This window comes from Myxococcus sp. CA033, from assembly GCF_013336625.1.
In the GTDB taxonomy this organism is placed as follows: domain Bacteria; phylum Myxococcota; class Myxococcia; order Myxococcales; family Myxococcaceae; genus Myxococcus; species Myxococcus llanfairpwllgwyngyllgogerychwyrndrobwllllantysiliogogogochensis.
The window spans coordinates 1-23,364 of sequence record NZ_JABUMU010000041.1 but is presented as its reverse complement, the minus strand read 5'-3'; the positions used below and the strand labels follow the sequence as shown (position 1 = coordinate 23,364).

The 23,364-nt window shown below is 67.7% G+C and carries 21 protein-coding genes and 1 riboswitch; of the genes, 18 read left to right on the top strand and 3 right to left on the bottom strand.

All coding sequences use genetic code 11. The annotated features are described in order from the left end of the window. The first annotated feature begins 59 nt into the window (after window positions 1-59). The 10 genes from hflX (at window position 60) to HUA78_RS44930 (ending at window position 10,445) form a co-directional block, all read left to right on the top strand. Window positions 60-1,613, top strand: coding sequence for a GTPase HflX (gene hflX, locus HUA78_RS44975; RefSeq protein ID WP_174479039.1), 1,554 nt, complete (start codon window positions 60-62; stop codon window positions 1,611-1,613). Window positions 1,614-1,985: 372 nt separating this feature from the next. After that, window positions 1,986-3,185 (top strand): zinc-binding dehydrogenase, encoded by a 1,200-nt coding sequence (locus tag HUA78_RS44970; RefSeq protein ID WP_174479038.1) that lies wholly within the window; start codon window positions 1,986-1,988, stop codon window positions 3,183-3,185. Continuing rightward, on the top strand, window positions 3,182-3,973 hold the full coding sequence (locus HUA78_RS44965; RefSeq protein WP_141641551.1) for a DapH/DapD/GlmU-related protein: 792 nt from the start codon (window positions 3,182-3,184) through the stop codon (window positions 3,971-3,973). Before HUA78_RS44970 ends, HUA78_RS44965 begins: the two co-directional genes overlap by 4 nt. Then, window positions 3,970-5,028 (top strand): 3-oxoacyl-ACP synthase III family protein, encoded by a 1,059-nt coding sequence (locus HUA78_RS44960; protein ID WP_174479037.1) that lies wholly within the window; start codon window positions 3,970-3,972, stop codon window positions 5,026-5,028. The genes HUA78_RS44965 and HUA78_RS44960 overlap by 4 nt, the downstream gene beginning before the upstream one ends. A gap of 17 nt (window positions 5,029-5,045) precedes the next feature. Then, window positions 5,046-5,282, top strand: coding sequence for an acyl carrier protein (locus HUA78_RS44955; RefSeq protein ID WP_141641549.1), 237 nt, complete (start codon window positions 5,046-5,048; stop codon window positions 5,280-5,282). After that, window positions 5,279-6,034, top strand: coding sequence for an SDR family NAD(P)-dependent oxidoreductase (locus HUA78_RS44950; RefSeq protein WP_174479036.1), 756 nt, complete (start codon window positions 5,279-5,281; stop codon window positions 6,032-6,034). Before HUA78_RS44955 ends, HUA78_RS44950 begins: the two co-directional genes overlap by 4 nt. Beyond that, window positions 6,031-7,041: a 3-oxoacyl-ACP synthase III family protein gene (locus HUA78_RS44945; protein WP_174479035.1), complete on the top strand. Its 1,011-nt coding sequence runs from the start codon at window positions 6,031-6,033 to the stop codon at window positions 7,039-7,041. The genes HUA78_RS44950 and HUA78_RS44945 overlap by 4 nt, the downstream gene beginning before the upstream one ends. 18 nt (window positions 7,042-7,059) lie before the next feature. Continuing rightward, window positions 7,060-8,439, top strand: coding sequence for a class I adenylate-forming enzyme family protein (locus tag HUA78_RS44940; RefSeq protein WP_174479034.1), 1,380 nt, complete (start codon window positions 7,060-7,062; stop codon window positions 8,437-8,439). 144 nt (window positions 8,440-8,583) lie between these two features. Continuing rightward, window positions 8,584-8,934 carry a hypothetical protein gene (locus tag HUA78_RS44935; RefSeq protein WP_174479033.1) on the top strand — a complete coding sequence of 117 codons (351 nt, stop codon included), beginning with the start codon at window positions 8,584-8,586 and terminating at the stop codon, window positions 8,932-8,934. A gap of 170 nt (window positions 8,935-9,104) precedes the next feature. Then, window positions 9,105-10,445 (top strand): hypothetical protein, encoded by a 1,341-nt coding sequence (locus HUA78_RS44930; RefSeq protein ID WP_174479032.1) that lies wholly within the window; start codon window positions 9,105-9,107, stop codon window positions 10,443-10,445. A gap of 62 nt (window positions 10,446-10,507) precedes the next feature. Here the strand turns inward: HUA78_RS44930 and HUA78_RS44925 are convergent, their stop codons facing one another. Beyond that, window positions 10,508-11,047 (bottom strand): hypothetical protein, encoded by a 540-nt coding sequence (locus HUA78_RS44925; RefSeq protein WP_174466117.1) that lies wholly within the window; start codon window positions 11,045-11,047, stop codon window positions 10,508-10,510. Between the two features lie 228 nt (window positions 11,048-11,275). Continuing rightward, window positions 11,276-11,345, top strand: a riboswitch (S-adenosyl-L-homocysteine riboswitch). 87 nt (window positions 11,346-11,432) lie between these two features. Between HUA78_RS44925 and ahcY the strand changes: the two genes are divergently transcribed. The 4 genes from ahcY to HUA78_RS44905 all read left to right on the top strand — a co-directional run bounded on the left by ahcY (window position 11,433) and on the right by HUA78_RS44905 (window position 17,075). Beyond that, window positions 11,433-12,863: an adenosylhomocysteinase gene (ahcY, locus tag HUA78_RS44920; protein ID WP_174466116.1), complete on the top strand. Its 1,431-nt coding sequence runs from the start codon at window positions 11,433-11,435 to the stop codon at window positions 12,861-12,863. Window positions 12,864-13,154: 291 nt separating this feature from the next. Continuing rightward, window positions 13,155-15,437 (top strand): patatin-like phospholipase family protein, encoded by a 2,283-nt coding sequence (locus HUA78_RS44915; protein ID WP_174479031.1) that lies wholly within the window; start codon window positions 13,155-13,157, stop codon window positions 15,435-15,437. A gap of 34 nt (window positions 15,438-15,471) precedes the next feature. Next, window positions 15,472-16,680 (top strand): extracellular solute-binding protein, encoded by a 1,209-nt coding sequence (locus tag HUA78_RS44910; protein WP_174479030.1) that lies wholly within the window; start codon window positions 15,472-15,474, stop codon window positions 16,678-16,680. An 80-nt stretch (window positions 16,681-16,760) separates the two neighbouring features. Then, the gene (locus tag HUA78_RS44905) at window positions 16,761-17,075 is read left to right on the top strand and encodes a hypothetical protein (RefSeq protein WP_141641539.1); all 315 of its coding nucleotides are present in this window, start codon (window positions 16,761-16,763) and stop codon (window positions 17,073-17,075) included. An 82-nt stretch (window positions 17,076-17,157) separates the two neighbouring features. On the opposite strand, the gene HUA78_RS47395 is transcribed toward HUA78_RS44905, so the two are convergent. Then, a complete protein-coding gene (locus HUA78_RS47395; RefSeq protein WP_174479029.1) occupies window positions 17,158-17,259 on the bottom strand; it encodes a hypothetical protein in 102 nt (33 codons plus the stop codon). Between the two features lie 3 nt (window positions 17,260-17,262). After that, window positions 17,263-18,825 (bottom strand): hypothetical protein, encoded by a 1,563-nt coding sequence (locus tag HUA78_RS44895; RefSeq protein ID WP_174479028.1) that lies wholly within the window; start codon window positions 18,823-18,825, stop codon window positions 17,263-17,265. Window positions 18,826-19,158: 333 nt separating this feature from the next. Here HUA78_RS44895 and HUA78_RS44890 point away from each other — a divergent pair, with 333 nt between their 5' ends. The 4 genes from HUA78_RS44890 (at window position 19,159) to HUA78_RS44875 (ending at window position 23,238) form a co-directional block, all read left to right on the top strand. Continuing rightward, window positions 19,159-20,541, top strand: a complete 1,383-nt coding sequence (locus HUA78_RS44890; protein ID WP_174479027.1) for a hypothetical protein — start codon at window positions 19,159-19,161, stop codon at window positions 20,539-20,541. Between the two features lie 87 nt (window positions 20,542-20,628). Beyond that, entirely contained in the window at window positions 20,629-21,573 is a 945-nt protein-coding gene (locus HUA78_RS44885; protein WP_254624244.1) for a type 1 glutamine amidotransferase domain-containing protein, read from the top strand. A gap of 34 nt (window positions 21,574-21,607) precedes the next feature. Then, window positions 21,608-22,546, top strand: coding sequence for a helix-turn-helix transcriptional regulator (locus tag HUA78_RS44880; protein ID WP_254624243.1), 939 nt, complete (start codon window positions 21,608-21,610; stop codon window positions 22,544-22,546). A gap of 68 nt (window positions 22,547-22,614) precedes the next feature. Continuing rightward, a complete protein-coding gene (locus tag HUA78_RS44875; RefSeq protein WP_174479025.1) occupies window positions 22,615-23,238 on the top strand; it encodes a hypothetical protein in 624 nt (207 codons plus the stop codon). Window positions 23,239-23,364: the final 126 nt, after the last annotated feature.

Below are 23,364 nucleotides of genomic sequence, written 5' to 3'. Positions count from 1 at the left end.
ACCGGGGAGGCAGGCCAGCTTTACCCCACCTGGGGCCTCACCGTGTTACGAGCATGCCCATGTCGAAGACCCCGCCAGTTGTTCGCCCCCGTGCCGTCCTCGTGGGCGTCCAGTTTCCCAGCGTGACGGACACGGAGCACGCCGCGGACCTCGCGGAGCTCAAGAGGCTGGTGCACACCCTGGGCTACGACGCCGTGGCGACGGTGTCCCAGCGCCGAGGGGCGCTGGCCACGGGGACGGTGCTCGGCAAGGGGAAGCTCAAGGACCTGGCCGCGCTCACCGGAGGGCCGGGAGTCATCACCTCGGGCGCCCGGGACCGGACCTCCAAGGCCCGAGCGAAGTGGGAGGCCGCCGAGGAGGACTCCGAGGCCGAGGAGGACTCCGAGGCCGAGGAGACCTCCGAGGAAGGCACCGAGGCGACCGACTCCGAGTCGGAGGACACCGAGGCCGAGGACTCCGAGTCGGAGGACACTGAGACCGAGGGCACCGAGTCGGAGGACACCGAGGCTGAGGACTCCGAGACGGACGACTCCGAGGCCGAGGACGTCGAAGAGGATGACGACGCCTCCGAGCCCGAGGAAGACGTCAGTGGGCCTCGCCCCACGGTGGTGGTCGTCGACCACGAGCTGTCGCCGAGCCAGTTGCGCAATCTGGAGAAGGCCACCGGCGCCCAGGTGATGGACCGCACGGGCGTGATTGTCGACATCTTCCACCGGCACGCGCGCAGCCACGAGGCGCGCATGCAGGTCGAGATTGCACGGCTCACCTACCTCGCGCCCCGGTTGCGGGAGTCCTCGGGAGGCCGGGAGCGGCAGCAGGGGCGTGGCGCCGGAGACTCCGCCGTGGAGCTCGACCGGCGGAAGATCCGGGATCGCCTCGCGGAGCTGCGCGCGGGGCTCGCCGTCATCCAGAAGGAGCAGGACCATCGCAGGTATGCCCGCAGGGAGCAGCTCCGGGTGGCGCTCGTCGGCTACACCAACGCGGGCAAGTCCTCCCTGATGCGCGCCCTTACCGGGAGCGAGGTCCTGGTCGCCGACCAGCTCTTCGCCACGCTGGACACCACGGTGCGCGCGCTGCATCCAGAGACCCGTCCTCGCGTGCTCGTCTCCGACACGGTGGGTTTCATCCAGAAGCTGCCACACGACCTCGTGGCGTCCTTCCGCTCCACGCTGGATGAGGCGCTGGAAGCGTCGCTGCTGCTCTACGTGGTGGATGCATCGGACCCGACCTGGAAGTTGCAGTTGGAGGTCACCCGGTCCGTGCTGCGAGAGATTGGCGCGCACACCGTGCCGAGCAAGCTCCTGCTGAACAAGACCGACCGGCTGGACCAGGCGGCGCAGGATGCACTGCGCGCGGAGCATCCGGAGGCCGTGCTGCTCTCGGCCCATCGGCCGGACGACGTGGCGAAGCTCCGCCAGGTCATCATCCAGTTCTTCGAGGCGTCGATGGTGGAAGCCCACCTGGTGATTCCGTACGCCAGTCAGGGACGCATCGGCGAGGTGTACGAGCACACCACGGTGCTCAACGAGGAGTACGACGAGCACGGCCGGAAGCTCCGCGTGCGCGGTCTCCCCGCGGCGATCGCCAGACTCACGCAAGCATTCCAGGCGTGACGCTGGCGATGACCTGTCGCCGGTGACAGTCAGCGGTGACTGTCACTGGCAACGGTCCCAAGCGCCTGGCGCAAGCCACGCCCGCCCCCAGCCCCGTCGCGGCCGATGAGCGCCGCGCACAACCCGCTGAGCAGGCCCTCGTCACGACCCGTCGGTTCCCCCGCCTCCCGTCGTTCCGTGAGCACGTCATCGGGGCGGCATCCGACGCCCCACCTGCGTTTTCTCCGCGCGGCGACATTCCCCACGACCACGGGGACTCGCGGCAGGAGGAGGCGCACCCCGGGCATTCTTGAGACATGAATCAGGATTCAACATCATCCCTCCACTTCGACGCGCTCGGCGACTCTCCCCCGGCGCATCACTGGAGCGGTCATGCAAGAGGCGCAGGCCTGGGTCCTTCATCGCGGAGAGAAGCAGCGGGACGGCAAGAGCATCCCGGGTGAGCTGGTCCAGGAGTCCTTCATCATCCCGGACCTCGGTCCCGAGCACGTGCTCGCCGAGCCCCTCTATGGCTGCTGGGAGGGAAACATGGGGCACGCCCTCCAGCGCGTGCCCGTGGACATCTGTCGGCTGCGTCGGGAAGACAAGGTCGTCATCGGCAACGCGGGCGTCGTGCGCGTCCTTGAGACGGGCAGCGCCGTCACGCGAGTCCGCCCGGGAGACCTCTGCCTCGTGTTCTGCAACGCGGAGCAGGACGAGCACGGCTACCCGGTCAAGGTGCTCGCCTACGACGCCAGCCACACCATGGGCCTGCTGGCCCGGAAGACGCGGCTCCCCGAGCGCGTGCTCGTCCCCATTCCTCGCGACACCCGTCACTCGCTGAAGCAGTGGGCCGCGTTCTCCCTGCGCTACATCACCGCCTGGTCCAACTGGCGACTCGCCTACGGCTGCTGGCGCCTGCAGGTCAGCGAGTCGGACTGCCCCGCGCCCTTCGTCGTCGGCTGGGGCGGCGGCGTCTCCTATGCGCAGCTCCGACTGGCCCGGTACGCCGGGTGCCGGGTGGCCATGGTCGCCTCCCAGGACGAGCGCCTGCGACACCTCGCCTCCGTGGACATCATCCCCATCGACCGGCGCGAGTTCCCCGACCTGATGCTGGACCCGGCCCTCTTCGCTTCGGACTCCGGCTACCGCCAGCGCTACACCCAGTCGGAGAAGCGCTTCCTCGCGAAGGTGAAGGAGGCGGGACGTGGCCAGGATGTCTCCATCTTCCTCGACCACATCGGCGCGCCCCTCTTCCAGGCCACGCTGAAGGCGCTCGGCCGCCAGGGCGTGATTGCCACCGCGGGCTGGAAGCTCGGCGCGGAGCTCATCGACCTCTCGCGGTCCACCGAGTGCACCAAGCGGCACCAGCACATCCACACCCACTACGCGCGCTACTCGGAGGCCGTGGCGGCGGTGGGCTTCGCGGAGGAGATGGGCTGGCTGCCCCCCGTGGACGGCGAGCGCGTCTACACCTGGGAGGAGATTCCCCAGCTCGCGCGTGACGTCGAGGAGGCCCGCGTCGCTTCCTACTTCCCCCTCTTCCAGGTCAACCCCGAAGCGCCGAGCCCCGTCCACCAGGAGGCCGCGTGACCCAGGACGCGACGGACGCGCTCGCCACCGCGAGGCAGCGGTTCAAGCACCAGTCCCGCGCCTTCGGCCTCGCGCGAGTGCTCCTCGTGGACCTCATCACGATGGCATTCGCCCTGCCGCCGGGCCTCGTGGCGTGGTGGTCATGTCTGCTCTTCCTGCGCTGGAGCTGGGACAGGCCCGGGTTCGCCGCGTGGGCGCTGCTGGCGCCCGGAGTCCTCGCGGGAGTCTTCCTGGCGACGTGCTGGCTCATGCGCCTGTGCATCCCTCGCATGCGGCCGGGCACCTACGCGATGGAGCTGTCCCGGGACTACCTCGCCTGGTACTCGGTCCTCTGTCTGGGTCACGCGGTGCGCATCTGCGGACTCCAGCCGTTCTTCTTCACGTTCTACGTCACCAAGTATCTGTACTGGCGGGCCATGGGGGCCCGTATCGCGTACGGGGTGAACTCGTCCCTCTTCGCCATCCTCGCGGACTACCCGCTGCTCACCATCGGCAAGGGCTGCACGATGGGCGCGAATGTCTTCGTCCTCGGGCACGTGTTCCTCGGCGACAAGGTGCAGCTGGGCGAGGTGAACATCGGCGACAACGTGTTCCTCGGAGCCGGCGCCATGGTGGGGCCCCGGACGACCATCGGCGCGAGGAGCTGGATTGGCATCAACAACAAGCTCTTGAAGGACACGCTGCCGGAGGACTCTCGTCTCGAGAACTTCGAGTGGGAGCACTTCAACCCGGCCCGTGCGCAGGTGACGCCAGCTCCCCAGGCTCCCACCGAAGCGAGCGCGCCATGAAGGTGCTGGAGCCACGTCTGGGCATCCAGGTGCTGGGCCATGGCCGTTCGTGGCCTGGAACGCGGACCGTGTCCAACGCGGAGCTGCTCGCCCGGGACACCGAGCAACACGGCCGCTCCGCCCAGACGCTGGAGGCGCTCGGCCGGAAGCTGCGAGCGCGACTGGGCTTCGGCCAGCGCTACCTCGCGAGACTGCCCGGAGCGCTCCCGGGAGAACCGCCCCTCGCCCCAGGAGACGAGGAGACCAGCGAGTCCCTCGCGCTGACGGCGACCCGGCGCGCACTGGGTGGCCACGGCGGCGCCGACATCGAAGCGCTGATTCATGGCACCACCACGACGAGCCGCTACACGGGCTCGCAGGCCGCGGCCATCCTGGGACAGCTCGACAGTCACGCCGCGGCCTATGAGCTCAAGGCGGGGTGCTCCACGTCCCTGGCCAGCCTGCACCTCGCGATGTCCTTGCTGGGCAGCGGCTACGACAACGTGATGGTGAGCTGCGCGGAGACGCTCTCCAAGGTGATGAACCCGGCCCTCAAGGAGACCTGGTTCATCCTCGCGGATGGGGGCGCGGCCCTGTGGCTTCGCCGTGAGCCGACCTCGCCCGACTTCGAGGTTCGCCAGTGCCTCTACGCCACCGACGGAACGCTGGTGGACCTGTACACGACGCCGGGGAGACTGCCTCCCGACAGGAACGTCCTGGAGCAGGGAGGCTATGCGATGGCGGGAGATGGCACCCGGCTTCGCGAGGAGGCGCTGCGACGCTACCTGGAGATGCTCCGCGCGATGTTCCCTGGCGGCCAGGGCCTGGCGCGAGTCCGCTGGGTGGTGGCCCACCAAATCAACCGCAAGCTCATCGAGCAGGTCTGCGCGGAGGGAGGACTTGAGGCCCGCCTCGTCTGGAGCGCGGACCGCGTCGGCAACATCGGCGGCGCCTCCGTCCTCTTCTCGCTGTCGGAGGCGCTGGAGCAGGGACTGTTCGCGCCGGGGGACTCGGTGCTGCTGATGAGCGTGGGCGGAGGACTGTCCTTCGCCATGCAGCACTGGGTGAAGCAGTGAACCGGGGGAGCCCAGACATGGACCTGCTCGAACGCATCAAGAAGGCCCTGCGCATCGCCGGCATGGAGGAGCTTCCCTCGGACACCTCCGAGCCCCTGGCCGCGTACGGAATGGACAGCTTGCTGATGGTGCTCGGCGTCGCGGCGCTGGAGAAGGAACTGTCGCTGCGCATCTCCGGGCGGGACTTCTCCGAGCAGGCGTTCCACAGCCTCGACTCCCTGACCGCGTGGCTGCGAAAGCTGGGCGCCACATGAGGGTCCTCATCACGGGAGGCGGCTCCGACATCGGACGCTCCATTGCTCGCCGACGGCTCGCCCTGGGTGACGAGGTGTTCGTGACGGCGTCCTCGGAAGCCTCGCTGGAGAAGCTGCGGGCGCGGTATCGAGACGACGGACTGAAGGCCCAGGGGCTGGTGCTGGACCTCGCGGCGCCCGGACGCAGCGACGCGGCCCTGGAGGGACTGCTCGCCCAAGGCCTCCAGGGACTGGTGCTGAATGCCTGGACGCGGCGCCCTCCCCTGCACCGCTTCCATGAACTTCCCCAGGCGGCGCTCGAAGAGGATGTCACCGCGAACCTGATGGGCAACGTCTGGCTGCTGCGCCGCCTGCTGCCGTCCATGGTCGAAGCCCGCTGGGGCCGCATCGTCTTCATCTCCAGCATCTCCACCGTCAGCGGCACGGGGCGCTATGGCGCATACATCCTGTGCAAGTCCGCGCTGGAAGGACTGATGCGCAACCTCGCGGTGGACTACGGCGCGTTCAACGTCCTGAGCAACACCGTGCGACTGGGGCTCTTCAAGACGACGCGGACGAAGAAGTACTGGTCCAGGCCCCTCTACGTGGAGCGGATGGGCGGCGTCATTCCGCAGGGGGCGCTGGGTGAGCCTGAGCACGTCGGCGAAGCGCTCGACGCCCTGTTGTCCGCGCACCAGTACATCAACGGCGCGGTGTTGGACGTCACCGGGGGTCTCCCCATGTTCCGGCTGGAAGGAGTGTTGAAGCCATGAGCTTCTTGAAGCCCACCGCACCGGTGTACCTGCTCGGGCCCCGCTCGTGGCTGCCCGCGAAGGTGATGACCAATCAGGACGTACTCGACTGGATGGGGACTCGGGCGCGTCCCAGTTGGATTACCCACAGGACCGGCGTCGAGAAGAGGCACTGGGTGGAGCCGGAGCAGGCGTGCAGCGACATCGCGGCGGCGGCGGCCCTGCGGCTGCTGGAGGACTGCGCCATCGACCGCCGGCGAATCTCCCAGCTCTTGCTGGCCACTGTGTCGGGTGACTTCCCCACCCCGCCGACCTCGCCACTGGTCCTCCCCAAGCTGGGACTGGATGGCATTGGCGTGCTGGACCTGGTGGCCGCCTGCGCGGGCTTCACCAGCGCCGTCCATGTGGGAGCAGGACTCGCGCTGGCCACGGGGAGCGACCATCTGGTCATCGCCGCGGACATCCGCTCCAAGTTCCTCAACCGCGAGGACCTGGCGACCACGGCCCTGTTCGGTGACGGGGCCGCCAGCTGCCTGGTGACCCCGCGCCCCGAGCAGGCCGACTATCAACTCGTGGCGAGCGAGCTGGGTGCGGACGCCTCCATGGCGGACATCATCGCCATCCGTGCCGGAGGCTCCCGCCTGCCCCACCACCTGAACGATGACCCGACCAAGGTCTTCCTGAAGATGGAGCACGGGGCCACGCTGTTCATGAAGGGTGTGGACAACATGTCGGCGGGCGCGGCGTCGCTGCTGCGGCGGCTGGGCATGAGCGTGGCCGACGTGGACTGGTTCGTCCCCCATCAGGCCAACCTGCACCTCATCCGGGCCATCACCGACAAGCTGGGGGCGGACCCCGCCAAGGTGGTGGAGACGGTCCAGTTCACCGGCAACACGTCGGGAGCCAGCGTGGGCATCGCGCTCGCGCACCTCCAGGAAAAGCTCCCACTGCGCTCAGGGCAGAGCGTCCTGCTCATCTCCGCGGGGGCGGGAGGCGCGTCCGCCTGCGCGCTGCTAAAGCGCCTCTAGCCACGGAGCGGACGCCTCATGAGCACCGCACACGCCTTCTCCCGCGCGGACGACGCCCCTGCCCTCATCCTCGGCGAGGAGACCTGCTCCTTCGCCGCACTCCGCCGAGAGGTCGAGACCCTCAAGGCAGGCCTCGTCGACAGGCCGCGCGGTCTCGCCATCCTGCGGGCCCATCGGAGCCTCGGGTTCATCACCCGGTTCCTGGCCTTCTACGAGGCCGGCGTTCCTCTGGCCGTGTTCGCGCCGGAGTGGACGGACTCGGAAGTCGAGGCGCGGAGAAGCGGCCTGGGGGACTGCTTCGAGCTGGACGAGTCCCTGTCCGTCTCCTGGCGAAGCGGCCGAAGCGAGCCGCACCACCACCCGGAGACAGCCGTCGTCCTGTTCACCTCCGGAAGCACGGGGGCGCCTCGGGCGGTGCAGCTCTCCCGGAGGAACATCGAGGCGAACGTGGCCGCGGTCCTCGCGTCCCTCGACTTCGCGTCGGTGTCCCAGCAGACGCTGTTCCTTCCGCTCTCCTATTCCTTTGGACTGCTCGGACAACTGCTCCCCGCGCTGGCGGCGGGTGTCCCCACGTCCCTGCTCGGCAACCTGGTCGAACTCAAGCGGCTGCTCGACGAAGGTCGACTGCATGGGATGATCAGCGGAGTCCCCTCACACCATGAGACGTTGCTGCGACTGCTCGGCGACGCACCCGCGCTCACGAAGGACGTCACCCACGTCGTCTCCGCCGGCGCGGCGCTGAACCTGGAGCTGCGCCAACGTCTGATGCGGGCCTTTCCCTCCAGCCGCGTCTACACCTGCTACGGCCAGACGGAGCTGGCGCCCCGGGTGCTCTGCCTGAGCAGCGACCACCCCGCGTTCCTCTCCACCGCCACCGGCTTCCCGGTCGGCTCGCTCACCGTGAAGCTCACCCCGGAGGGCGAGCTGTGCGTGCGAGGCGAACAGGTGATGTTGGGGTATCTGGGAGCACCTGAGGCCACACGCGAGAAGGTCCGCGAGGAGGGCTGGCTACACACCGGCGACGTGGCGGAGCGAAGTCCCGAAGGGTTGGTGACGCTCCTGGGGCGCAACGATGACCTGCTCAAGATCGGCGGGGAACGACTGAGCCCTTTCGAAATCGAGGCGGCCCTGCGCGCCCTGCCAGGGGTGACGGACGCCGCCGTGTCGGGCCGCGAGGATGGCTTGTATGGAATGACACTGACGGCCTTCCTGCAATTCGAACCCGGCGCGCCCAGCCCTCTCAAGCGCGAGCTGCGGCAGGCCCTGCGTGAGTACCTGTCCCCGCACAAGGTCCCCACCGAGTTCTACCGGGTGGAAGAGTTCCCCCGGACGTCGAATGGCAAACTGCAACGGGGCCGACTGGCGGCGTGCCTGCAGCCCGAACAGCGCCTCGGCTGAGCACCCTTCCTCTCGCCCTCTCACAAACGCGCACCAACAACAAACACATCCAAATCCACCAAATTGACAGGATATCCGCGAAAACCTAGACAACTCACGCCTCCTGGGACTTCACTTTCACCAGACAGGCGCGAAGGAGTTGTCATGAAGAGACATGTGATGTTGCTGGCCGTCCTCGGCATCCTGGGTTTCGGTGGCGCGGGCTGCGGGCCTGGGGAGGAGCCGCGGGAAACCCCCTCGGAGGAGACGACCGAGCAGGTGCCTGGGGAGGAGACCTCGTCCGAGGAGAACAACGTCGAGCAGTTCGCGCGCAACTGCAAGACGACCTGCTCGGGCATCACCGCCAGCGGTGGCACCTGTGGTGTCGTTGGCTTTGGCTCCACCACCTTCCTCGGCGGTTGCAAGAAGGCGTGTCGGTTCGCGCGACAGGACGCCGATGCGAAGGCGGCGAGCTATGGCTGTCAGCTCACCCAGTGCAGTGACGCCTGCGGGTAGTTCACCGATGAGCACCTGAGCCGGACCTCGGTCTGGGGACAGCAGGCCCCTGGCTTGCCGTCCCCTGCCCCTCCAGAAGCCAATCACGCACCGCGAGGAAGCGCGCCGTGGGTGTGTGGCGCCAGGCCGGACAGTGGGCGAGAACCTCGCCGCACCGTACAGTCCGGCGCGTGACGCATTCACCGAACGACCTGGCGGCGCTCGCAGCCGATGCGACGGACACCTTTCGCCTGCGACTCGCCGAGGCGCTACGACACCAGGGCGACCCACGGGGCGAGTTCATCCAGGTGCAGTGCGCGCTCGCCAAGGCCGGGACGAAGGCCGCCGCGCCGACGCTTCGGGAGCGCGAGGCCTCGTTGCTCGCGGCACATGAGGCGACGTGGCTCGCGGAGCTCGGACTCCTGCCGGGGGACGCCGTGTTCGTGCGCGGGTTCGTGGACCGCGTCACCGTGGACGCAAGCCGCGCCCGTGGCGTCTACGCACGGCTCATCCGGATGGAGCCCGTTCGCGCCTTGAGTCTGCGCGTGGACCTTGGAGGCTCTGAAGCAGAGCTCTCCCTCGTCCTCGAGGAAATCCGTCGAGCCGGCCTCCCTCCGTCGCTGGAGCAACTCACCATCGACCGGAAGAACTCCTGGGAGGACATCCATGACGATGCGCTCGAGCGTCGACGCCAGGACACGCGGACGCTCGGGCTCTCGTTGGACCTCCACGACTTCACCCGCCCCGACGCGGGGCTCGCGCTGCTGAGCATCGCCCTCACCTCCCCTGACACAGCGTCGCTCGAGTCACTCGGCATCAAGCTCACGGGCCTCGGGGCGAATCCGCTGGAAGAGTTCCTCGATGCCTTGGAGCGCGCGGGCCCTCGACCGTCGCTGCGTGAGTGGTCCCTGGAGTTCTCCAGTCCCAACGGGAAGGAGCGCATTCGCTGGGTCCAGCTGCACTCGCTCGCGCGCCTGCTGGCCCTGTACCCGAGGCTCCAGACCCTCGTGCTGCCCATGACGGAGCTTCACGCCGACCACGTCGAGCATCCCGAGCTGCGTGAGCTCTCACTTCACTGGCTGGGGCACACACCCTGTGGCCCCTCGGACCTGTCGCAATGGAAGCACGCGCCCGTTCCCAAGGGCACCGGGCTCCAGTTCCTGCGGGAGGCACGACTCCCGAAGCTCGAGCGACTGCACATCGATTTTCAGTACGAGTGGTACGTCGCGTGGACCCCCGAGGACCTGGCGCCCCTCTTCGAGGCGAAGGGGCTTGCCGCCCTCCGCCGGCTCGAGCTGCACAACTGCCACTTCGGCGATGTGCTGTGCCGCGAGCTGGTCCGCATGAAGCACGTCCAGTCGCTCGAGGTGCTCGACCTGACGGGAGCCATCCTGACCGACGGGGGCGCCGAAGCGCTCACGCGCAACCGGGTCCATTTCCCGCACCTGACGCAGCTGATCTGCGGTCCCTGGGGGCTCTCCGAGCCCGCCTGGAAGGACCTGGTGAAGCACTACCCCGTCGTCTCGCCCTGAAGCCTCGCGGGCCGCCAGGACCTCGTGTCGGTCCTGGAGCCCGTGAGGACGGCTGACGAGGGTCAGTCCCCCGTCGCCCGCACCGTGCCACCGCTCGCCCAGTGGTCCACGGCGGCGCGCGCGGCGGTCTTGTCGAGCAGCTCCTCGAGCAGCTTGGGGCGCGCGATTTCGTCCGGCTCGAAGACACCCAGCAGCGCCAGCTCCGGCTTGGCGTCGCCGTAGTGCTCCTCGCCCACGGTGAGGAAGCTCGGGGTGTAGCTCGCGCCAATCAGGCCGCTCACCAGCGGGGCGATCTTCAGCGACGCGCCGTGGGCGTGCACCGGCCCGGCAGGAACGCCGTTGCCCTTGACGAGGCCGATGTCGTGCCCCAGGAACCGGACCTCGTACGCCCGCGAGTCATCCCAGTGGGGGACCTGCTCGATGACGAGCGTCAGGGTGCCCTCGGACTTGGGGCCGGCGTCCTGGTTCGCCTTCTGGATCTGCCCCTTCAGGGCCTCGAAGACCTCGGGAGCGAGGGCCGCCCAGCGGTCGCGTCGGGCATAGGCGGCCCGGATGTTCTCGTTGATGGCCTTCAGAGATGTTCCAGCGCTTTTCGACGGCATTGCGGCCCCTCGGGGTTGTTGGGAGGCGGCGATGGTGCCTCCCTGCTGGCGGCCCTGTCCAGAATCTCACGATTCCAGGAGGTCCACGCACCCACATGGCAGCGGGGCCCGCCCCTTCAAGCCCCCTGGAGCCCTCCAGTGAAGGCGGCCGCGAGGAGGTCGCCGGCCTGCCCACCGGGGCGGCAATCTCCCTTTGAAATTCGCGGCGGCTTCTCGTAGTTTCCCCGCGACTTCGAGGAGTGTTGCGAGGCCTCTGGCCCCAGGCTCGAAGCGGAATACCCAACGGCACTCACCTGGACGCGTTGCTTGCGAGGGTGGGTCCGCTTTCAGCGGCTCGGCAGGTCCTCGCCAGCACGATTCGCAACCATCAGCAGGAGCCATTCTCATGACCGCCATTCCCCAGACCCAGAAGCAGGACCACGCCGTCGCCGACCTGTCGCTCGCCGCGTGGGGCCGCAAGGAAATCCGGATCGCCGAGAGCGAGATGCCCGCCCTCATGGCCATCCGCGAGGAGTACGCCAGGCAGCAGCCGCTCAAGGGCGCTCGCGTCACGGGCTCGTTGCACATGACCATCCAGACGGCGGTGCTGGTGGAGACGCTGCAGGCGCTGGGCGCCGAGGTGCGCTGGGCGTCGTGCAACATCTTCTCCACGCAGGACCACGCCGCCGCCGCGCTCGTCGCCGCGGGCACGCCCGTGTTCGCCCACAAGGGCGAGACGCTGAAGGAGTACTGGGACTTCACCCACCGCATCTTCGAGTTCGGCCCCGCGGGCAGCGACCACGAGGGTCCGAACATGATTCTGGACGACGGTGGTGACGCGACGCTGCTGATGCACCTGGGCAAGCGCGCGGAGAAGGACGCGAGCGTCCTCGCCTCGCCCCAGAGCGAGGAGGAGCGCGAGCTGTACGCCTCCATCAAGGCGAAGCTGGCCCAGGACTCGACCTGGTACTCGCGCAAGGCGGCGAAGATCCTCGGCGTCACCGAGGAGACGACGACGGGCGTGCACCGCCTCCAGGAGATGTCCGTGAAGGGCACCCTCCTGTTCCGCGCCATCAACGTCAACGACAGCGTGACGAAGAGCAAGTTCGACAACCTGTACGGCTGCCGCGAGTCGCTGGTGGACGGCATCAAGCGCGCCACGGACGTGATGGTCGCCGGGAAGATCGCCGTCGTCGCCGGCTACGGAGACGTGGGCAAGGGCTCCGCGCAGGCGCTGCGCGCGCTGTCCGCCCAGGTGTGGGTCACCGAAATCGACCCCATCTGCGCGCTCCAGGCCGCCATGGAAGGCTACCGCGTCGTCACCATGGACTACGCCGCGGACAAGGCGGACATCTTCGTCACCGCGACGGGCAACAAGAGCGTCATCACCCACGACCACATGGCGAAGATGAAGGACCAGGCCATCGTCTGCAACATCGGCCACTTCGACAATGAAATCGAGGTCGCCTCCCTGGAGAAGTACCAGTGGGAGGAGATCAAGCCGCAGGTCGACCACGTCATCTTCCCGGACAACAAGCGCATCATCCTGCTCGCCAAGGGCCGGTTGGTGAACCTGGGCTGCGGCACCGGTCACCCCAGCTACGTGATGTCCAGCTCGTTCGCGAACCAGACCATCGCGCAGATCGAGCTGTACTCGCACAGCGACAAGTACCAGGTGGGCAAGGTCTACGTGCTGCCCAAGCACCTGGATGAGAAGGTCGCCCGGCTGCAGCTGAAGAAGCTCAACGCGCAGCTCACCGAGCTGACCCCGGAGCAGGCCTCGTACATCGGCGTGGAGAAGAGCGGTCCGTACAAGCAGGACACCTACCGCTACTAATCCTCCGACCGGAGGACTCCTGCTGGAGCGCGAACCCGTCCGGGTTTGAGCTCCAGCAGGCCGGTGTCCCGTCGAACACGTGAGCGGTCATGAGCCGCCGCGGGTTGAACGACCTCCGCTGGCGCAACATCCCTTCGCGCCAGTGGAGTCGACGATGTGGCACCCCATCAGGAAGCCAGATGCGCCCGGGACAGGGCGGGTCTACGGTGCCGGGCCATGGGTTCCGTCGCAGCCAGCGAGGCACGCGCCGCACCGGCCGTCGCCAGGCCCTCCCCGCCCATCCGCCCTTCCATGCGCTTCCCGCTCTCTTCGTCTCCGCTCGCGCTCGCGTGCGCGCTGCTCCTCGCCACCGCGCCGGCGAAGTCCCAGCCGATGGACCCGGAGGCCGCGCCCCCTTCGGCCGTCTCCCTCACCGTGAGCGGAGGCGTGTCCCTGGGTGTGTATGAAGCGGGCTTCCTGTACTACGCGCTCGCCTCGTCCCGGGGCAGTCAGCGCGTGGACCTCCGGCTGCTCACGGGCGCGTCCGCTGGCAGCCTGAACTCACTGCTGGCGGTGCTGGCCGCCTGTGGCGTCGAGGCGCCCTCCCCCGAGAAGTCGCTGTTCTGGCGCACCTGGATTCCCATCGGGTTCGACCGCCTCTTCCTCCCGTCCTCGACGACGCCGCTCGGAATCTTCTCGCGGGAGTGGCTGGAGCGAGGAGCAGCCGGCATCGAAGAGGCCTGGAACCAGGGAGTCAGTCCCTCGTGCGACGTGGTGCTCGGCGTGTCCACCACGCGCGCGGAGCCTCGGGTCCTCTGGGCCGCGAATGGGCGCCTGTCGCTGCCACGCATCGAGGAGAAGTTCGCCATCCGCATCCAGGGCCGAGGCCCCGGAAAGGCCCCTCGCGCCACCAACTACACGACGCCCGGCAGTCGTCGCCTGGAGCCGCTGCTCGTCACCGATGCCCAGGGCGAAATCCCCTTCGAACACCTGCGAAACCTCATCCTCGCCTCCATGTCGTTCCCGGTGGCATTCCCTCCGCACTCGCTGCCCACCTGCGAGTCGAACTCGTCCACCACCACGCCCGCGGTCTGCCCGCTGTCGGAGGCGAAGACCGCCCGGTTCATCGACGGAGGCATCTTCGACAATGCGCCGCTGCGGCTGGCCGTGGGGCTCGCGCGCGACGGGCTGCGGCCTGTCGACGGCAAGCTGAAGTGGCGCGATGTCCCCACGCCGGGGGTGCGCGACACCCCGAAGGGCATCGCCTTCGCGTTCGTCGACCCCGATGCCACCGAGTACCCCGTCCAGCTTCCCGCCGAGTCCCAGGCCGAGGCGGAGTCCCTGCCGGCCGAGTTGGCCGGGCTCGTCGCCGCCCTCGTGGACACGGCGCGCTCGAAGGAACTCTCCATGCTGCTCGAAGAGGAGCCCGAAATCGCCAGGCACCTCGTCGTGCCACGTCGGCACTTCCCCGCCGCGAGCGCGCCCCTCTTCGCCTTCCTGGGCTTCTTCGAGACCGAGTTCCGCACGTTCGACTTCTACCTGGGCATGTACGACGCCCGCAGGATGCTGGAGGACGTGAGCGCCGGCACGGCGCGCTTCGCGGACCCTCTTGGCGAGCCGACGGAGGAGCCCGGCGGGTGGGCGCCGTTCACCTGCATGCGCGCCGTCTATGACGGAGCCTCGGACGCCACGCGGGCCTGCCAGGGTGACGCCATGGCGGACTTCCGCGCGCTTTTGCAGGTGTCCCTGGACCAGCTCTACTTCGCGTGTAGCACCGCCCGGAAGCAAGCCGAGGGTACCACCTGGCGCAACCCGCACTGCGACCGCGCCATGGCGGGACAGCCTCCGCCCCACGTCCCCGGCATCGCGCCGAGCCGCTGGCCGGACTGGAAGAAGGGCGCCACGGAGCCGGAGCTGGACTACTCGATGCGGCTGCTGGGTGCCTATGGGTTCCAGTTTCGCGACCTCGGCGTGGAGCCGGGGCGTGGAGACCTCGCCATCGTGCGCATCCGGGAGTCCATCGGGCGGGCCCTCCACCGGCTCACGTCCGCGCAGCCCGGCGCCGACAAGCAGGTGGTCGGCTTCGCGGGCAAGCTCGCTGCGGACAGCGTGGCCTTCGCTCCGCCGGACACCGTGATGCATTTCACCATGGGCCCCACGCAGAGCGAGGTCGGCCTGAGCCTGGGGGCCTTCGCGTCGAGGCTCCCCACGGGTCTCCGGTTCGCGAGCGCCGTCGGCTTCCGGGGCCTCGAGGACGTCTTCTCGTCGGGAGGAGGCGAGTCCTTCTCGGTGGCCCTCGTGGGAGGACTCGAGTACCGGCCCCGCACGGACCAGTCCTTCCTCGCGCAGAGCCGCTTCGGACTGCGTGGCGGGTGGATGTTCAGCGCCAATGACAACTATGGGACCACCGACTGCGAGGACCGCGGTGCCAGCCGGGTGACGGCCTGCTCGCGCCCCGTCGTCCAGGCCCTGGCGGGTATGGCCTTCCTGGAGCGGTTCCGCGTCCAGCTCGTCGGTGAGTGGTACCCGGGGTCCACCAACCGGAAGACGCTCTGGTCGATAGCCCCTGGCCTCGGTGTGGAAGTCGCGCTCTGATCTCTCCCTCACAGCGCCCAAAGGAAGCCACGCCATGCATTGGAGAGCCCTGCTCTGCCCTGTCGTCCTCGTCCTCGGTGCGTGCTCGGAATCACCCGACCCCACGCCCACCCCGCCTCGTCCGCTGAAGGCTGTCCTCTTCCCCTACATCCCAGACGCCGCTGGAGATGGCTTCGCGAGCCTCAAGCAGCGGCTCGAAGCCGACTTCGAGCGGGCGAACTCGGACATCGACCTGGACATCGTGTTCGACTCACAACTGGACCTCTATGACCTGGATGAAGGCGGCGCGCTGAACCAGCTCCTCGGTCAGGGCACGGGCGCCGCCCAGGTGGTGGAGGTGGACACGTTGATTCTCGGCTCGCTCGCGTCGAAGGGCTGGATTCAGCCAGTCCCCGTGCAGCCGGGCGTCTCACATCCCGCCGCCGAGGAGGCCGTGCGCATCTCCGGTGAGGACTATGGCGTCCCCACCTATCTGTGCACCTACGTCGTCTATTCGCGCAGCCCCCAACTCCAGACGGCCACGGATGGAGCGTCGCTCGTCCAGATTCTGGGCGATGTGTCCCCCGGCAAGCGCCCGCTCGCCGTGAACTTCGACGGGAGCTGGACGCTGCCCTCCTCGTACCTGGACGCCTGGGCGGACACGCACCCTGGCGCAGCGCTCGCGAGCGCCATCACCCTTCCGCTGGACTCGCCGTCCGTGGCGTCCTTCAAGACGGTCGTCGACAGCTGCGCGCTCGAGCAGGGTGTCAATCCGTGTCTGGATGGAACCTACGACTCGAACACCGTGGCGGAAGAGGCCTTCGCGACAGAGCAGGCCAATGGCTTCATGGGCTACACCGAGCGGCTGTTCTTCATTCGCCAGGCCCGGCCCTCCCAGCCGCTCCCGCAGGTCATCTCCGTGCCGCTCGGCACCGGCTCGGCTCCGGCGGTCTTCGTGGACGCGCTGGTGCTCAACGCGAACTGCACCGGGACTTGCGCACAGGATGCCCACGCCTTCACCGAGTTCATGAGCGACCCCGAGGTTCGCCGGCTGATTGCCTTCAGCGAGGACGCTCCCGCGGGCACCTCTCCGCGATATCTGCTCCAGGCCAACCGCGCCTTCTACCAGCAGGAGCCCGCGCGCTCCGACCCCATGTATCAGAAGTTCGAGCCGCTCCTCACCGGGGCCCGGCCCTACCCCAACCAGGGCTTCCCGGAGAACAGGAAGGCGCTTCAGACAGCGTTGCTGGAAGACTTGCAGTAGCACGCGAAACGGGAGGAGAAGGTGCCCGTTTCACCTTCGCCTCTCGTATTCGCGTGGACCCCTTCTTCTCCGAGTCCCCCATGCGACTGACTGTTCTGAGCTTGCTCTGCCTCATGTTCACCCCTGGCTGCGGGTCCGACGTCCCGAAGTCCTCGCTCGCGGCCTGCTCGTTCACCGACAAGTGCGCGAGCGCCGAGGAGGTTTGCTACGTCAGCCAGGTCTGTGGCCCGCCCGCCTCGAACGGGGAGTCGCTGTGCCAGCAGGAGACGGGCGACCGCAAGTGTCACCGCCGCTGCCAGGACGATGACGCCTGCGGGTCTGGCGAGTCCTGCGAGACGGTCCGCTGGGTCCAGCGGACGGACATACTGACCGACACCACCCTCTGCATCAAATAGCAGGAGGCGCGACGTCTTGCTTTTGTGAGCAGTCGAGGGGCTGAGGACTCAGGTCCCCAGCCCCTCGACTGCTCACGGCCGCTCAGGGCTGGCCGAGGTTCGTCCAGGTGTTGGTGGCGGGGTTGTACCGCTCGATGGAGTCGTTGAGGTTCGTGGCGAGGAGGTAGCAGCTCCAGCGCCCCACCCCTCAGGGGCCGCAGGGAGATTGCATGTCCAATCCCATGTCCAGGTAGGCGCGGGCACCGCTGTTCCAGAACTTCTTCATGACGTGCTCCGCGTTGGGCATGGAGTGGCCCACTCCACACACATCCACCTTGATGGCCCCTGAGTTGGAAGTGAAGTCAGCCTGGTCCAGGAAGTCCAGGTTGGGGTCCGTGGAGGACATGTGGCAGGTGCGGCAGTAGGGCTTCACGACGCCCCGATAGAGCCCCAGCCCCTTCTGCTTGGTGTTCTTCCAGTTCGGAGGCACGTAGGTGTCATTGGCCACGGCCGTCACATCCCAGACGGGCTTGGGCTCGTAGGTGCCCTCGATGAACTCGCGGATGCCGTCGGTGGGTCCCGTCAGGGTCACCAGATGATTGAGGCGCCGCAGGGCATCCGCCTGGGCCGCGTGGGTGAAACCCGCCGCCGTGGAGTAGCGGAAGCTGAAGACATCGAACGGGAGGAACTGCGCCTGTCCCACCACGGAGTTGGTGGCCGCGTTGTAGTTCGCCTTGATGCCATGGCAGGACAAACAGTTGCCGGGCACGAAGGTGTTGAACCCGGTGTTGTCGAGCTGCGCCGCGGGCGTCAGGAAGCCCGCGGCGTCGTAGACCATGAACTTCACGCTGTTGGGGGAGCCAGCCGGAGGCGTGAAGGTCATGGCCACGGTGGCGAACGAGTTCGTCCGGGCCACGGCGTCCTGAAGGGCGGACGCGGAGCTGCCGCCGAAGACCGGCTGGCCATTGAGCACCCCGTAGTTCTTCACATAGCAGGCAAGGCCCACCATGGACGGGGGGACGCCGAACGACTTGCAGTGCATCTCACGACCCAGCCCCAGGTCACCATCGTTGTAGTAGGTGGCCGTGACGTCGCCGCTGGCGAAGCCAAACGTGGCGCGAAAGGCATCCAGCGTCTCCGGCGCCTGGATCTGGTCGTAGTACTCCTCCGTCTCGGCGGTGCCCAGCCCGGGCGACTTGCGGCCCAGGAATTCGGGCCGCTCCGCGACGGGCCTGTCGACGGGATTGAGCCGCGTGGACACCAGCGCGGAGCGGTTGATGCCCAGGCCCTGGCACTCGGTGCCAATGGTCGACCAGGGCTGGGTGGCGTTCTGGGCGAAGCAGTCCGGATAGGTGATGTCGTCGAACGTGTAGAGGACCGTCTGCCCATCCGGGTCCATGGCGATGGCGCGCACCTTCACCAGTCCTCCCGAGGGCCAGCGTGGCGCGAAGAGGAAGTTGGGGACGGGCGCGGCCGTGACGCTCCAGTGGAAGAGGGGCTCGGGCCGGTTGACGTGGGTGGGCGTGGTGGTGGTGATGGCCGTGGCGAACTGCTGCCAGTGGGACTCCACCGCCGGGTCCAGGTCCGGGGCCCTCAAGACCTGGAGGGAGATGGGCGTGCTCGGCTCGGGGTAGTAGCCCTCGAACAGGAACGTCTCTCCAATCACCGAGTCCCCGGTGGTGGTTCCATTGTGCGGGCCCGTCATGCAGCCCGAGGTGGCCAGCAGCGTCAGACAGGACAACACGAGGCGCCGGAACGAGAGCGGCGGCATGGTCGGAGCTCCTTCGTGGGAAGGCGCCCGAAATGGGGCACTTCCCCCCGAGGAGAACGGCCGCGCACCGAAGTCCCCCTCACCCCGCCGGAGCGATTTCTCACGAAAGCGCCAGCGCGCACCTCCACGTCCTGACTCGCGTACCTCCAGGACGCGTCCGCGTCCAAGTCGAACGCGGCCTGCTGGGACACGGGGGTCTTCCCGACACCCCACGAGCGACAGCGCTCGGAGCGTGGCCCTGGCGGACTCCCGGCACGGTGGCTGCAATCGAGACTTCCGTGACGCACCCACCCGGGCACGGGGCTCCCCCACGCTCGACGATTGTGAGCCCGCATGATCATCAAGTGCAAAAGGTGTCATGAGAACACCTTCGTCTTCGAGTTCGAGAGCAAGAAGATGTGCAGGAGATGCATCCGCCTCGTCGCCCGGGGTCAACCCACGAAGGGCAAGTTCAAATACGGGGACAACAAGCTCGATCACCACAAGCAACGGGTCCAGAAGGTCGACATGCGGGTCAGCGGCATCTCGAAGACCCGGCACACGCTCCGGCGCACCCAGTCCGCCATGACGTTGTCAGAGGTCTCGGGGTCGGGCTCCGGGCAGGGGATGATTGAGGAGCCCATCACCGTCGACGACACGGCGCCGTATATCCCGCCCAGCGTCATGCGACTGCAATGCATGACGCTCTTCATCCCCTTCGACGCGGGGAACAACTTCTACAAAACCAATGCGAAGAAAGGGACCTTCCAGGCGGACTTCATCCCCCAGCGAGACAACCACTTCGCATCGACGTCGGCTCCGACGACCTCCAGGGCCCTCTCCTCCCTCAACACCAGTGTCTATCCCGGTCAGCAGGTGTTCGAGGCCAGGTCGACTCCCATGACGCCCACGCAGATCGAGGGCAGCTACGACAACATCGTCCTCAAGCACATCATGGCCTGCACGAACTCGTCGGAATGGAAGCGGGTCCATGCCGCCAGTCCCATCGACCTGCATGTCCAGTTGAGCAGGCTCTGTCCCGAGGTCATCTTCCTCTCGGAGGAGCTCAAGGACGCCCCATTCCCCAAGGTCCTTCAGCCCTGCCCGGAGCTCAGGTACCGGAAGATCGGCAGCATCAAGGACATCCTCGGTCCCGACGCCGGCGTCGACGCGAAGAACGAGATTGCCGCCTACGCCCTGGTGGACGAGAAGTTCATGTCACATGTCCTGTACGACGCGAAGGTCCTCTTCCGACAAGGCGTCAAACACAAGGAGAAGTGGCTCTGCGTCCAGAAGATCAGTCCCGAGTTCCAGGTCCATATCGATATCGCGGGCGTCCACCTGGATGCCGGATACACGGGCTTCACGTCCGACACCAAGAAGCAGCAGGCCCTTGCGGCGGTAGGCGAGTTCGCGCGCCAGAACGATATCGACGCGCTGCTGGGTGACCTGAACATGGACTCATTCGAGCTGAACGGAGGGTTCTTCCCGAATCAGTTCAACTTCACGACGCTCGCGGACAACACCGTCAAGCCCACCTACACCCTGTCGCATTCCAATACCAATTCACAGAACAACTACATGGGTGGGTTGATCGCCAACACCGACCAGGTTGAAACCGAAGCCATGAACCTGAGAGGCGAAGACACGGTGTCGCTGTCCCGAACGCTGGATGGGAAGTTCTATTCAGACCACCCGGCCATCATGGCGAACTACTTCAAGTCCTTCCACGGCTGAGGCTGGCCGCGGATTGGCGCATTCGTTCAAGCCCGCTCGCGCTCGCGCTCCTACCCTGGCGATGAAGTTGTCACCAGGAGGACCCGCATGGCAGCGCCCGGCCCAATCCAGACTCCCGCCTTCCGCGTTGGAAGGACCTCGACGTGGTGGCTCGCAATCCTCTCGCTCGCGGTCGTCGGCGGGGCGTGTGGCTGCGCGACGACGCCCACGCGCCACCTCGTCTTCCCCTCCACCCCCCTCTCGCCAGCAGAGGTCCGCGCACCTGGGACGGTGCTGATGGTCCTCTCCGCCGCGTCCGAGCAGCAGCTCGCGGACGGCTCCAGGCGTCAGACGGGGGTGTTCTTGAACGAGTTCTACGAGCCCTATCGGGCGCTCGTCGACGCGGGCTACACGGTGGTGCTCGCGACGCCGGGGGGACGGACGCCCGCGTTCGACCCGGAGGGACAGAAGCCGTCGTACTGGAAGGAACGTCCCGAGGCGCTCGCTGAAGCGCAGGCCCTGGTGGCGAAACTTCCAGAACTGCTCGCACCGCTCCCGCTGTCCGAGGTCCGCACTCGCGCGGAGGCGTTTCAGGCCATCCTCGTGCCGGGAGGACAGGGCGTCATGGTGGACCTGCTCCACGACACGGACCTGCACGGACTGCTCGTCGACTTCGGGGCCACCGCCCGTCCCGTGGGGCTCGTCTGCCATGCGCCCGCGCTCCTCTCGCGCCTGCCGGCCGGGCAGAGCCCCTTCGCGGGGCGGCGCGTCACCTCCGTGTCCGGCTTCGAAGAGTGGTACATCGAGACGTTCGTCATGGGCGCACGCGCACAGGTCCGAGGCATCGGAGAGCAACTCGACGACGCTGGCTACGACCATGAGACGGCGTTCCCGGGCCGCTCGCGCGCTGTGCGCGACTGCAACCTGGTGACCAGCCAGAACCCCTTCTCCGGCGCGGACTTCAACACGCTCTTCCTCGCCGCGCTCAGTGACTGGCGCAACGCGGGGCGGTGCGAGCTGGCGTCGAGCGTGACTCCGGACACTTCTCCATGACCCAGGGCCGCTGACGATGGAGGACCAAGGCGTCATGACGAGCCCGGCCCTGAGCGCCGTGCTGAAGGCGGCCGTCGCTCGTGACTACCCGGAGATCGCCACGCAGGGGCGGGACAAGGTCGACATCCTCCAGGCCGTCATGGATGCCCATGGGTGGCGCCCGGTGCTGGAGCTGGGCCGCGAGCTTCGGACGCTCTCATCGCACCCCGTCTTGCGAGCCCTGGGCGCGGGGCAGACGCCCCGACACACCGTGGAACGATGGAGCACGCTCGAGCGCTTCATGCACTCCCGGCACCGCACGCGGCTCGTCGAGCATGACCAGGCGCGTGCGCGAATGACGCTGCGACATGTGGCCATCGACGGCGGGAAGATTCGCGTCGTCAACGACCTGTTCATCTGGGGCGTCCTCGTCGCCATCCTGGAGACCGCGGGCTTCACGGGGCTGACCGTGTCCCTCGAGTCCGTCGTCATTTACGGAGGGGCCTCACGCGCCGGCCCCAGGACGCTGCCGGAGGTGACGGACCTGGCGACCTTCTCGTGGAAGCCCACCCGACGGGCCCCGCCACCCGCCAGCGAGGCTCCGGGGACGGCGGAGCCACAGGAGGTTCGCGGCCGGCTCCAGAAGCTCATGGGCGAAGACCTGCTGCATCCCTGGACACTCGAGGAGAGCGCGCAGCGACTCACCCTGTCCCGTCGCACACTTCAACGCGCCTTGCGGCAGGAAGGCACGACGTTCTCGGAGATGCTGCAACGCTCCCGGGTCGACGCCGCGCATGCGCTGCTGGGAGATTCGGGGCTGACGCTCACGGACGTCGCGTTCTGTACGGGCTTCTCCGACCAAGCGCACTTCTCGCGGACGTTTCGCAAGTACAACGACATTCCTCCCTCGGCGCTGCGCGGGCTGGTGCGCTCCACCGGCTCCACGGCACGAGGCAAGTCCCTGGTCCTCGCGCGCCAGCGCTCACCGCGCTGATGTCATGGGTACGTCCAGGGATGCGTCCAGACGGGCGCATTCCCCACCGACACCCAAGGAGCCACGCCATGACCGACCATCTGCGACCTGAACCCGGGTCCTTCTCCCAGACTTCATCGTCGTCCTATGAATTGGAGCTCGCGCGCCTCCTGATTCCGAACACCTCCTGGACGCTGCTCCTGGTGAGGATGCCTTCGTTTACTCCCGAGGAGGCGGTCTACATCCACGAGAAGTGGCCCGGTCCTCGCGTCATCGCGACCCGGATGGAGTCGATGCTCTGGCCCATCGTGAGAGACGCTTCGCGAGACACGGGAGGAACGCGGGCCTTGCCTTCGGTCGAGGTGGTCAGCGCGCCCATCGAGCCTCCACTGCTCGAGGCCCTGAAGCGACTCTGGAACGCCGCGCTCCTCAGGACGCGCTTCCCGCCCAAGGCCCATGTCTATCTGGACGGAACCAGCTACCACCTCGGCGCTTTCTGCCGCGGGGTGGGGAGCTTGACCGGACGGACCTGGAGCCCGCCGCCCGCCTCCCGCATGGCGGGACTGGTCGACATCGGAGAGAAGCTGACGCGCTACGCGCGGGGGCCCGAGGAACAGCGCGCGAGCATCGCCGACGCGATCATTGAAGAGAGCGCCGACCTGCTCCAACGGTTCGAATCCGAGGATGCCTTTGGGGGCCCGGCGCGGGGATAAGAGGACCTAACAAAAGTCAGGGCTGGGGTGGCCACCGACGAAGGGCATCCCCAGCTTGAGTGCATGGTCCGCGAACTCGTTCCCGACGCCTTCTGGCAGCGTGTGGCGCCGCTGCTGCCTCCGCCG

Excerpts from the sequence above, each read along its gene's own strand:
- hflX (WP_174479039.1), top strand. The coding sequence starts at position 60 with ATGTCGAAGACCCCGCCAGTTGTTCGCCCCCGTGCCGTCCTCGTGGGC.
- HUA78_RS44970 (WP_174479038.1), top strand. The coding sequence starts at position 1,986 with ATGCAAGAGGCGCAGGCCTGGGTCCTTCATCGCGGAGAGAAGCAGCGG.
- HUA78_RS44960 (WP_174479037.1), top strand. The coding sequence starts at position 3,970 with ATGAAGGTGCTGGAGCCACGTCTGGGCATCCAGGTGCTGGGCCATGGC.
- HUA78_RS44955 (WP_141641549.1), top strand. The coding sequence starts at position 5,046 with ATGGACCTGCTCGAACGCATCAAGAAGGCCCTGCGCATCGCCGGCATG.
- HUA78_RS44950 (WP_174479036.1), top strand. The coding sequence starts at position 5,279 with ATGAGGGTCCTCATCACGGGAGGCGGCTCCGACATCGGACGCTCCATT.
- HUA78_RS44945 (WP_174479035.1), top strand. The coding sequence starts at position 6,031 with ATGAGCTTCTTGAAGCCCACCGCACCGGTGTACCTGCTCGGGCCCCGC.
- HUA78_RS44940 (WP_174479034.1), top strand. The coding sequence starts at position 7,060 with ATGAGCACCGCACACGCCTTCTCCCGCGCGGACGACGCCCCTGCCCTC.
- HUA78_RS44935 (WP_174479033.1), top strand. The coding sequence starts at position 8,584 with ATGAAGAGACATGTGATGTTGCTGGCCGTCCTCGGCATCCTGGGTTTC.
- HUA78_RS44925 (WP_174466117.1), bottom strand. The coding sequence starts at position 11,047 with ATGCCGTCGAAAAGCGCTGGAACATCTCTGAAGGCCATCAACGAGAAC.
- ahcY (WP_174466116.1), top strand. The coding sequence starts at position 11,433 with ATGACCGCCATTCCCCAGACCCAGAAGCAGGACCACGCCGTCGCCGAC.
- HUA78_RS44915 (WP_174479031.1), top strand. The coding sequence starts at position 13,155 with ATGCGCTTCCCGCTCTCTTCGTCTCCGCTCGCGCTCGCGTGCGCGCTG.
- HUA78_RS44910 (WP_174479030.1), top strand. The coding sequence starts at position 15,472 with ATGCATTGGAGAGCCCTGCTCTGCCCTGTCGTCCTCGTCCTCGGTGCG.
- HUA78_RS44905 (WP_141641539.1), top strand. The coding sequence starts at position 16,761 with ATGCGACTGACTGTTCTGAGCTTGCTCTGCCTCATGTTCACCCCTGGC.
- HUA78_RS44895 (WP_174479028.1), bottom strand. The coding sequence starts at position 18,825 with ATGCCGCCGCTCTCGTTCCGGCGCCTCGTGTTGTCCTGTCTGACGCTG.
- HUA78_RS44890 (WP_174479027.1), top strand. The coding sequence starts at position 19,159 with ATGATCATCAAGTGCAAAAGGTGTCATGAGAACACCTTCGTCTTCGAG.
- HUA78_RS44885 (WP_254624244.1), top strand. The coding sequence starts at position 20,629 with ATGGCAGCGCCCGGCCCAATCCAGACTCCCGCCTTCCGCGTTGGAAGG.
- HUA78_RS44880 (WP_254624243.1), top strand. The coding sequence starts at position 21,608 with ATGACGAGCCCGGCCCTGAGCGCCGTGCTGAAGGCGGCCGTCGCTCGT.
- HUA78_RS44875 (WP_174479025.1), top strand. The coding sequence starts at position 22,615 with ATGACCGACCATCTGCGACCTGAACCCGGGTCCTTCTCCCAGACTTCA.